General features: G+C 57.4%; 10 protein-coding genes and 2 pseudogenes. 1 reads left to right on the top strand and 11 read right to left on the bottom strand.

Going from position 1 to position 9,946, the window contains the following annotated elements; translation table 11 throughout:
- From AC53L6_RS24195 to AC53L6_RS24155, 9 genes and pseudogenes are all read right to left on the bottom strand, one after another.
- Positions 1–110 (bottom strand): annotated as a pseudogene (locus AC53L6_RS24195) (sulfopyruvate decarboxylase subunit alpha); the annotation flags it as partial.
- 40 nt (positions 111–150) lie between these two features.
- Positions 151–564 (bottom strand): universal stress protein, encoded by a 414-nt coding sequence (locus tag AC53L6_RS24190; protein WP_496909689.1) that lies wholly within the window; start codon positions 562–564, stop codon positions 151–153.
- Between the two features lie 33 nt (positions 565–597).
- Positions 598–1,578 (bottom strand): zinc-dependent alcohol dehydrogenase, encoded by a 981-nt coding sequence (locus AC53L6_RS24185; protein ID WP_496909688.1) that lies wholly within the window; start codon positions 1,576–1,578, stop codon positions 598–600.
- Positions 1,575–2,336 carry an SDR family NAD(P)-dependent oxidoreductase gene (locus AC53L6_RS24180; RefSeq protein WP_496909687.1) on the bottom strand — a complete coding sequence of 254 codons (762 nt, stop codon included), beginning with the start codon at positions 2,334–2,336 and terminating at the stop codon, positions 1,575–1,577. The genes AC53L6_RS24185 and AC53L6_RS24180 overlap by 4 nt, the downstream gene beginning before the upstream one ends.
- Positions 2,329–3,636, bottom strand: a complete 1,308-nt coding sequence (gene hisD, locus AC53L6_RS24175; RefSeq protein WP_496909686.1) for a histidinol dehydrogenase — start codon at positions 3,634–3,636, stop codon at positions 2,329–2,331. Before hisD ends, AC53L6_RS24180 begins: the two co-directional genes overlap by 8 nt.
- A gap of 12 nt (positions 3,637–3,648) precedes the next feature.
- Positions 3,649–4,977 carry a TRAP transporter large permease gene (locus tag AC53L6_RS24170; protein ID WP_299706951.1) on the bottom strand — a complete coding sequence of 443 codons (1,329 nt, stop codon included), beginning with the start codon at positions 4,975–4,977 and terminating at the stop codon, positions 3,649–3,651.
- Positions 4,978–4,989: 12 nt separating this feature from the next.
- Positions 4,990–5,502 carry a TRAP transporter small permease gene (locus AC53L6_RS24165; protein ID WP_299606186.1) on the bottom strand — a complete coding sequence of 171 codons (513 nt, stop codon included), beginning with the start codon at positions 5,500–5,502 and terminating at the stop codon, positions 4,990–4,992.
- A gap of 114 nt (positions 5,503–5,616) precedes the next feature.
- A complete protein-coding gene (locus AC53L6_RS24160; RefSeq protein ID WP_299606184.1) occupies positions 5,617–6,765 on the bottom strand; it encodes a TRAP transporter substrate-binding protein in 1,149 nt (382 codons plus the stop codon).
- A gap of 22 nt (positions 6,766–6,787) precedes the next feature.
- Positions 6,788–6,973: a hypothetical protein gene (locus tag AC53L6_RS24155; RefSeq protein ID WP_299606182.1), complete on the bottom strand. Its 186-nt coding sequence runs from the start codon at positions 6,971–6,973 to the stop codon at positions 6,788–6,790.
- A gap of 144 nt (positions 6,974–7,117) precedes the next feature.
- Between AC53L6_RS24155 and AC53L6_RS24150 the strand changes: the two genes are divergently transcribed.
- The gene (locus tag AC53L6_RS24150; RefSeq protein WP_299751625.1) at positions 7,118–8,137 is read left to right on the top strand and encodes a LacI family DNA-binding transcriptional regulator; all 1,020 of its coding nucleotides are present in this window, start codon (positions 7,118–7,120) and stop codon (positions 8,135–8,137) included.
- Between the two features lie 567 nt (positions 8,138–8,704).
- On the opposite strand, the gene AC53L6_RS24145 is transcribed toward AC53L6_RS24150, so the two are convergent.
- Together AC53L6_RS24145 and AC53L6_RS24140 are read right to left on the bottom strand one after the other, a co-directional pair.
- Complete coding sequence (locus AC53L6_RS24145) at positions 8,705–9,430, bottom strand: hypothetical protein (protein ID WP_299606180.1); 726 nt, start codon at positions 9,428–9,430, stop codon at positions 8,705–8,707.
- Between the two features lie 419 nt (positions 9,431–9,849).
- Positions 9,850–9,946 (bottom strand): annotated as a pseudogene (locus tag AC53L6_RS24140) (IS5/IS1182 family transposase); the annotation flags it as partial.

Raw genomic sequence — 9,946 nt, 5'->3', positions numbered from 1 at the left:
TGCTGGTCGATCTCGTCGATGACACCCGCAAGCTGTTTGCAGGGCACCGTCGTCACAAACGAAATGTCGTTCGCAACCAGATCATCGGTAATCTTCTTGTCTATGGTCATGTTTCGGAGGTGCCTTTCTTGAAGGGGAAGGAGCGCGCCGTCATGAGGGCGCGCGATGCACATGGACAGCGCAACTGGCGTGCCGCACAACGCGGGCGGCCGTTGAGCCAAGGAAATAATCGCTGAGACCGGGTTTGTGAGATCCCATCACAATGCAATCGACGCCATTCGCCTCCGCATAGTCGATGATTGTGCGCGCGGAATGGCCCTTGACGATCACGGGTGTGACACCCGGCTGTCCAGACAGTTTGTCTTCCAAACCGGCCCGCGCTTTTTCAAACCCGGCGGCAACAGTTTCTTCGTCCAGATACGCACTGACAGAGCCTTGGGGGGCCTCATGAACGTGAAGGGCGAAAATCTGAGCATCCTTTGCACGCAGCGCGTTGGCAATCTCAAGCGTGTGGGTCGACACGCCATGGTCCAGCGCCATCGGCACGAGGATTTTATGATACATGCAGTGGCTCCATTTGGTTGGTGATCATGGATGTCAGGCCCACGGATTGAGGATGATCTTGGGCGCCGCAACCGCTCCTGACCGCAGATCGGCAAATGCCTGCGGTCCATCATCCAGGCTGCGGTGTTCTGCCCAGTCCAACAGGCCGAGCGATCCATCGAAAATCGCGGCGCACGTATCACGGAAGTCCTGCGGCGTGTAGGTGTAGGTTCCGATGAACGTCACCTCCTGCAAGGTCATCCGCCGGATGTCGAGGCCACCTGTATCTTCTCCCAACCCAACGTGAACGATCACACCACCCGGCTCAGCCAAAGCAGAGGCTGCCGCGCGTGTCGCAGCGTACCCGACGGCGTCGATCACGATGCCATACTGACCTGTCCCCGCGGGGACACTTACCTCATCACATTGATTTTCAAGGAAAAGGCGTCGCGCGTCATTGGGCTCCGCAATTGTGACGTCGTTTAGCCCCTTGGCTTTCAAGGCCAGCGAAGCGGCCAGTCCGATGGTGCCGCCACCAAGAACCAACGCCGTTCTGGATGCGCCCGGATCAAGGGCCACCAGGCCCAAACGGACGGAATGCCAGCTGACGGCCAAAGGCTCAGCCAAGGCCGCCTTCTGCAATGGGACGTGATCCGGAACAACGATGAGATTATCGTCTTGCATCGCCACGTATTGTGCAAAGGCCCCTTCACGCGGCGGCATGGAAATGATCATACGGTCCGGACACAGATTATCGCGGCCCGTTCGGCATGCAGTACAGGTGCCACAGCTGACCAGCGGGTTGATCGTAACCCTTTCACCGTCACGCGCACCGCCTTCAATCACACCTGCAGCCTCATGGCCCAGGATCAGGGGCGCGGGACGCCTGTCGTCATGTCCGAGATAAGCATGCATGTCGGACCCGCAGATGCCGGAGGCCTCGATACGAACCAGCGAATGGCCTTGGCCGACCTCCGGGCGCAGGACGTCGCGCACGCCAAGCGTTTCGACACCTTCATAAACCAACGCTTTCATTTTGCTGTGAACCCTCCATCGACCATCAGCGTTTGCCCGGTCACGTAGCCGGAGGCGTCAGAACAGAGAAACAACATCGGGCCATCAATATCTTCCAGAAGCCCATTTCGGTTGATGCAGGTCTGGGCAGCATTGCGCTTGGCCCGGTCCCGGTCGGAAAACACGGCCTTGGTCAGTTCCGTTGGGAAAAACCCGGGCCCGATTGCGTTGGCCGTTATTCCATCTGCAGACCACGCTTCGGCCATGGCGCGGGTCAACTGGGCAATGCCTGCCTTGGTCGTGCCGTAAGCGATGCCGCCGGGAAAGGCGCGCGTGGCCTGGAGTGACGCGAAGTTCACAATCCGCCCCCACCCTTTGGCCTTCATCGCGGGAACCAGCGCCTGGCTCAGGAAGAACGGGGCCGAGATGTTCAGTGCCACGGTCTGATCCCAACCTTCGGGAGTCACGTCGTCCGCCGCCTGCCGGGTGTTGATACCGGCGGCGTGCACGATAATATCAGGCGCGCCGAATGGTGCACTGATCGCTTCGACAATGCGCGGGACTGCGTCCCGGTCTGCGACATCCGCTGTAACGTAGTCGCAGCTTGCGCAGACCTCGTCCTGCAAATCCCGTAGTGCCTCTGAACGACGGGCCACGCCCACCACACGTGCACCGGCGCCGGCCAGTACAATGGCCGCGCGCCGACCAAGGCCAGAACTGGCCCCGGTCACACAGGCCACACGCCCGGTCAGGTCAAAAAGGGATCGTGGATCAGCCATTGGCGGTCAGGTCGAACGCTTCATCGGGGAAGTACTTGGCCAGACGGACATCAGCCGCACGGGCGTGCCCTTCCATCCCTTCAAGTCGGGAAATACGCGCTGTGGCTTCGGCCACCTGCTTCGCACCTTCGCGTGTGGCACGCTGCCATGTGACGATCTTCATGTACTTGTGGACCGACAAGCCGCCGGTGTAATTTGCGGCCCCCGACGTGGGCAGCACGTGATTGGTGCCCGTTGCCTTGTCGCCGTAGGACACGGTGGTCTCTTCCCCAAGGAAGAGTGAGCCATAGCAGGTCAGCCGGTCGAGCCACCAATCCAGGTCCTCGGCCTGCACGGTCAGGTGCTCGGGTGCGTAATCATCAGAACAGGCCGCCATTTCCTCGCGATCTGAACAGACGATCACTTCGGCATAGTCGCGCCAGGCGGCGAAAGCATTGTCGCGGTTGATCTCTGGCAGATCGTCGATCAGGCCCGGTACAAGCTCCATCACTTTTTCGGCCAAGGCCCGGTCATCCGTGACCAACCAGACGGGCGAATTGTAGCCGTGTTCGGCTTGGCTGACCAAGTCGGTCGCCACGATATGCGCGTCGGCGGTTGTATCCGCCAGGATCAGGCTGTCGGTTGGGCCTGCGATCATATCGATGCCCACGCGGCCAAACAGGATACGCTTGGCTTCGGCCACAAATTGGTTGCCGGGGCCGACAAGGATGTTCGCTTTGGGCAGACCAAAGAGGCCAAAGGTCATCGCGGCTACGCCCTGCACGCCACCCAAGGCCATGATCTTGTCCGCGCCACATAGGTGCGCGGCATAGACAATGGCCGGCGCAACACCGACGCCCGGACGCGGTGGTGAACACGCGGTGATATGGCCACAGCCCGCAACCTTGGCCGTTGTCACTGTCATTATGGCTGACGCAATGTGACTGTAGCGGCCGCCGGGCACGTAGCAGCCTGCGGCATCGACAGGGATCGCCTTTTGGCCCGCGATCATGCCCGGTACGATTTCAACCTCGACATCGGATACGGTTGCCTTTTGCGCTTTGGCAAACCGTTTGACGTTATCGTGCGCGAACTGAATGTCTGCCTTCAGCTTGTCAGGCACAAGCGCCGCCGCCGCATCGATCTCTTCCGCGGTCAAAAGGATATTGCCCTCGTACCGGTCGAATTTTGCGGCGTACTCCATAGCTTTTGCGTCTCCGCCCTCCTCTATATCGGCCAGGATCGTCTTGACCGTTTCGTGGACTTCAGACGCATCGGACTTGGCGGTCAGGGTCGCTTTTTTCAGATATTCTCGTTTCATTATAACGGGGTCCTACTTGTAGATTTCAGGCAGGAACGTGGTCGAGATCGCCGGTACGTAGGCAATCAGCAACACGACCAAGAACATGCAAAGAACGAAGGGAACGGCCCGGGCAGCGATCTTGAGGATGGATTCCCCGGTGATGCCCGACACCACGAAAAGGTTGAGGCCCAAGGGAGGCGTGATGAAGCCGACGCCAAGGGCGGTAATCATCATGATACAGAACTGGATTTCGTTCATGCCGATGTTGTCCGCGAGCGGTTTGAGGATCGGTGCGAGGATCACGATGTTCGGCGTTGTTTCCATCACGCAGCCGGCGGCGATCAGGATCCCGATCATTAGCAGGATCAGCAGCCATGGTTCGTCCGTCAAACCCGTCACCGATGTCACGAAACCTTGCGGCACGCCCATGATCGCAAGGGCTTCGGCCAATGGCGCTGAAAAGGCGATGATGGGTAGGATCACACCGTTCACTTTTGCCGAGCTGACCAGCATGGCCGGGAAATCGGCCAGTGTGAGCGTGCGGAGGATGAAACCCATGATGATCGTTACAACGACCGCCGTGGCACCCGCCTCGGTTGGTGTCAGGCGGCCTGAGAAGATGCCGTAGAAGATTATGCCGGGCACGATGAACGCGTACCAGCCGGATTTCAGGGCGCGGCCCAAGTTGCCCAGCCATTCTGCCATGGTCATCTGGCCGCCACCTTCATAGGCGTAGATACGGTTCACGATCAGGTTCGTGATCAGGATCGACAACAGGATTGCGATGCCCGGGATCAAGGCCGCGAGGAACAGGGTTGACGCGGATATCCCCAGCACGAGGCCGATGATAATATAGGCAATGGACGGTGGGATCAGGATGCCGGTACACGCACCTGCCGCCACCAGTGCGCAGGCGTATGGGCGCGGATACCCGCTTTCCACCAAGCGCGCGATGGTCATGCGCCCAACCGCCGCCGCTCCAGCTGCGTCAGAGCCGGAAATGGCCGCGAACATACCGCAGACGAGGACCGTGGCAGACCCGAACCCGCCCTTGGTAAAGCAGGTCAGTGCCTCGGCCACATCAAGGAATTTTCGACTGAGCCCGGTTCGGACCAGTACGTCACCCGTCAGAATGAACAGAGGCACGGCTGTGAGGGCAAAGGCGTCAATACCGGTGAACAGTTTTTCGCCGACAAGGCTCAGGGGCAGATCACCGGACATCACCAGCATCAGGATGGCTGACGTTCCAATCGCCGCCCACACAGGCACCGCCAGAGCAATCAGCGAGACGAATATGATGACGGGCAGGTAGAAGTCCCAGCCCAACTCAACAGTTTGATCAAAGGTTTGCCAAAGCATTCAAGTCATCCCTCAATCAAAGAGCGTGTCACCCTCGAAAACGGGTTTGCCCGTTCTGAGGGAATGGATGTCGCGCAGCAGGGATTGGATCAGCCGCCATATGATCAGGGCGAACCCCAGCGGAACCGCCATCAGAAACCACACTTTGGAGATGCGCAGGCCGTCCGTGACCGAACCGAATTTGGCGGACACATGCACGGCCTCGTAGGACCAGTAGAGGGCAATCACGGCGACACCGAACATCACCAGATCGCCAAAGATGTACAGCAGGGCCTTGGGCCGCGGCCCAAGATAGTGCATCAGCACGTCGATGCGGATGTGCGCGCGTTCTTTTACGGCTGCGGCGGCACCAATCCATGCAAGATAGATGAAGGAGTACCGCACGATCTCTTCCCCCCAGATCGAAGAGAACGAGAAGATTTCGCGGCGCAGCACTTCGATCGCCATGGTGATGACGAGCATCACGTAGAAGACCAGAAGCAACCAGCGCTCGGCATCGCGATCAATTCGGCGCAAAAAATCCATGTGAGAACCTGCTGACTTGCCGAGCAAAACGCACCGCGCTGACGCGTTTGGGCTTTGCTAAGGCGGGAAAGAAAGTATCACCGGGCGCGCAGAGCGGCACGCCCGGCGCGGCAGTTACGCGTCGTGGACGTAGTATTTGCCTTGGGTGCCTGCGGCTTCTTCCATCTTGGCAAAGTTGTCCATGGAACCGGCCAGATCGACCTTGAACTCGTCCCATTCGGACCGCTGGTAGCCACCTGCGGCTTTCCACTCGGCCAGTTGATCTTCGTTCAGCGAATGGAACTCAACCCCTGCCTTGACCAATTCGGCCATGGCATAGGCGCGGGCCGATGGCACTTTGGCCAGGTTCTGGTGCGCGGTCATCTCGGAACCCCACATAATGCCTTCCTGCACGTCGGCTGGCATCGAGTTGAACCATTCGAGGTTGCAAGAGTAGACTTGGCTGTCCGGCACGGCCTGCGTGAAGGTGACGTGGCTGAGGATGTCCTTGAAGCCAAACACCTCCAGAGCGCCAACCGACGGATCCAGCGCGTCTGCAACGCCTTGCTTGATGGCCGAAGGTGTTTCGCCCCATGCCACTGGCGTTGGGTTGGCACCGACCATGCGGTAATACTGTTGCAGCATTTTGGAACCGGGCACGCGGAACTTGACGCCTTCCAGATCGGATGGCGTGATCACCGCACCAGCGCCGCCTTTGCGGACCGCAACAACGCGCGGGTCGATGTTGACGTAAAACAGCGCCTTGAAGCCGTTTTCCTCGACCTTTGGCTCGACCGTGTCCTTCCAGAATTGCGAGTTGACCAGGTTCGTGAAGCGCTGGTTGGACCCGCACAGATACGGCATGTTGATCAGGTCAACGGTCGATGCAAACGGCGCAAAGTTGGACAATGAATGCTGTGCTGCCTGGATCGTGCCGCCTTGCACGGCCTGCACCAGCGCACCGCCTGCTCCCAACTGACCGCCCGGCGCGAGTTTGACATAGACCTTGCCATTGGTGGCGTTCTGAATGTTTTCTTTCAGGTCCAGCTGCATGATCGGGTAACCGCGCGATGCGCCCACGGGATAGGCTGTTGCCAGAACCATCACATGATCGGCTGCCGCTTCGCGTGCGCGCTCTTCGCTGGCACTTTGCGCTGCGGCTTCAGTCGACCACAGCGTCCCCGCGGCCCCTGCGACCATGGCCGCCGTAAAGCCGCCCGTTGCCGTCAATTTCAGAAAATTCCGGCGTGCCGCCGACGCAAGGTCCTTGCAATCTTTGTCCATGATGTGTCCTCCCAGAAGGTCGTTAGCTGCCGTTCTTGTTGTTTCGGTCAGCCTCTTTTTGAAGAATGGCGACGACAAATAATATCGACGCAGCAAACAGAACCAGCATTTCGCCCACGTCCCCCAGGAATGCGCTTGCCGCAAAGGCCCCCAGTGCGACATTGACGAAGTAGACGACAAAGACGATCAGCGAGGCGGCAAGGAACATAAAACAGTATCCGATAAAGTTGCGGTTCTGAGTGGCACTGTAAGCGCTTACATTTGATTCTTGCAAGCGCTTACATTTGAAATGAACTTTTTGACTTTCTGGAAGTTTGCGTTCAAGAAATTCGAAACAAGACACAGGCTGGCGATGTCCCGAATTCGAACGGTTCCAACACTTGAAGACGTTGCAAGACAGGCAGGGGTTTCAACGGCGACGGTATCGCGCTGCCTGAACTCTCCTGAGCGGGTTGTGGAACAGAAACGGGTCAAGGTCATGCAAGCCGTCGAAGAGCTAGGCTATACGCCGAATTTCGGCGCACGTGCCATGGCGGCGAAAAACACGTTCACAATCGGCGCTATCATTCCGACCATGGACAATGCGATCTTTGCCCGAGGGCTTCAGGCCTTTCAGGAAGAGTTGCACACGCAAGGATACACGCTGCTTGTCGCGAGCAGCTCGTACCGCCCCGAGATCGAGGCAGAGCAGATCCGCTCCCTTGTTGCACGTGGGGCGGATGGATTGCTTTTGATCGGTTACACCCGCGATCCCGAAATCTATAGCTATCTACGGCAACGTGAGATACCCACCCTGATTGCGTGGGCCTACCGGAATGATGCAGAACAAGCCTGCATCGGGTTTGACAACCGAAAATCCATGCGAATGCTGGCAAACAAGGTCATCTCGATGGGTCACCGGGAAATTGCTGTCATTTCCGGTGTAGTCGAGGGGAACGATAGGGCTGAAGGACGCCTGCAAGGCATCTTGGACGGGTTGCGGGAGAATGGGCTCGACCCGAAGAAAACACCGATTATCGAAACACCCTACGAGATCGAAAATGGCGCCATGGCTTTTGAACAGTTTATGCAGAACAACACGCGTCCAACGGTTGTCATGTGTGGCAACGACGTTTTGGCTGCGGGTGCCTTGCGTCGCGCTCAAGAGATGAACTTATCAGTGCCGGAGGACATTTCGATAACCGGCTTCGACGACATCGAACTCGCGCGAATTCTTACGCCTTCCCTGACGACGGTGCATGTCCCGCACCGCGAAATGGGACGACGCGCAGCTGTTGAATTGGTAAAAATGGTGAAGATGGACAGCCCAGGCGTGTCCGAACAATTGGAAAGCTCGCTGAAAGTGCGCGGGTCTCTCAAAGCCCTTGGTTGACGCTGCGGGGCCAGCGAAAAGTTCAGCTCTGATTTCACTAGGCAACCCGTTCGAAATCTCTTTGCTTCACCCAGAGCGGCAGTATTCAAACAGTACTTTTGGTTTGCAAATTGCCCGGCAATGGTCACATCAGACAAATATCTGTGACTTAAGGTACGACTAAGCCTTCGCTCCGACCTACCCTCACCGGGAGCAGATTGCATAGACGAGCGCCTTGACACCAGGTGCACATAATAGATGTGATTGAGGGGCGCTCTGTCGCTTCTGCGGAAACAAACCTGGAGGCGTTGGCAGATCTCAGTCTGCTCACGATTGAGACAGTTGTGAAACACTGCCACAAGAAGAAACTCAAAAAGTGGTTTGCACGGCCCGCACCAATCGTGATCGACGAGGATCCGATCCCGCTTCAACGAACGAGCACGCTGAACTGCGGTCGGCGGCACAAGTGTTCCCGGACCCGCCGAAACGCCGCCCTGCAAAGCTGCATTCAACGCAGCGAGCTGACTGCGTGCAGCGGACGTTAAATTCACATCGCGACATCGGCATCGAAACGCAGCCGCCACTCGGTCACTTTGCCCCGGCTGTGACCAACTCATCCGCGACCAGCGACACGAAACCATGGACCCCGTGTCTCGCTGCCTTGGAGTCGCCGCTGACGGCCAGGATGTCGCTGGCCATCGCCTGCACGACCTGATGCTTCGAGCCTTTCTTGTAAATCGCCATACCGAGTTTCTTGAGATCTTTCTTCGCGCCGTTCTTCAGCTTGAAGCCCTTGATGATCGAATTCCAATTCGCCTTGCCTATGGCTTGCTCATTGAAGTTGTAGTATCTGATGGCGTGAACGTCGTAATACTCCATTGCGGCTTCGAAATCGGCCATGCTCGCTCCCGCCGGGATCTCTCCGGCATCGACCATGACCTTGTAGAGTCTTTCGCCTTCCTTTTTGGCGGCAAGGACACCTTTGCTGTGAAACATCGTCGTGATGCCCCTCAGTTTACTGGCGTTCTTTGCCAGGACCTTGCCAAAATCGAAATGCCCGTACTTGGAGATGAACTTTGCAAGTGCCTTGGCGAAATCGGCAACACGTTCTTCCTTGAGCACATGAACGACCCTGAGACTGCTGACGATGCTTCGGATCTGATGACGGACGGCGGTTTTATTACCCATTCGGTTGTCATCAAGCGCCTGTTTCATCGCCTCGTAGAATTTAGGCTTGTATGCCCCCAGTTTGCGTTCGTTTATCTTCTGTGAATCTAGAAACGCATCAATACGTGCTTGGTCTTTCTTGCTCATGCGAAAATCCTCTAACGTAGGGTGATTGTTTCTGTAGGTGCCGGCGAAAGCCCAAACGGTTCATTGAAGGTCTTGTTCAGGCCTTTTCTTGCCCCGATAAAACGGTTCTCGAGCGAAAGGGCGGCCTACACCAATGTTCGCAATTACTCATTTGGGTATCGTCGGGGCGGGCCTAGATCGCGAAAACGTTCATTGGTCGGCAGCGCACCATCTCGCACTACGGACTCGAAGCACGAATTCGCTGCGATCCGCATGACGGTCAGCTTTCCGGCATTTTAAGAATTTGGGTCAGTTTATGACGCAAAGGTCAAAGTCATCTGACGTTCGACAAGAGATGTGGAGCGACACATGGTTTTGCCATTTTCGGGAAGGTGAGCGACTGATTTTAAACAGGAATTTTGAGAACCTAGGGTCAGGACTCATAGCCAGTAAATCACGAGTGCTGCGAGGGCGATAGCTGACAGGAAGACCTTTGGGCACCTGTCGTATCGCGTTGCGACACGCCGCCAATCCTTC

The sequence above is a fragment of the Tateyamaria sp. LSS28 genome (assembly GCF_059611725.1).
The sequence above is the reverse complement of the archived record's forward strand: the minus strand, read 5'-3'. Positions and strand labels throughout refer to the sequence as shown.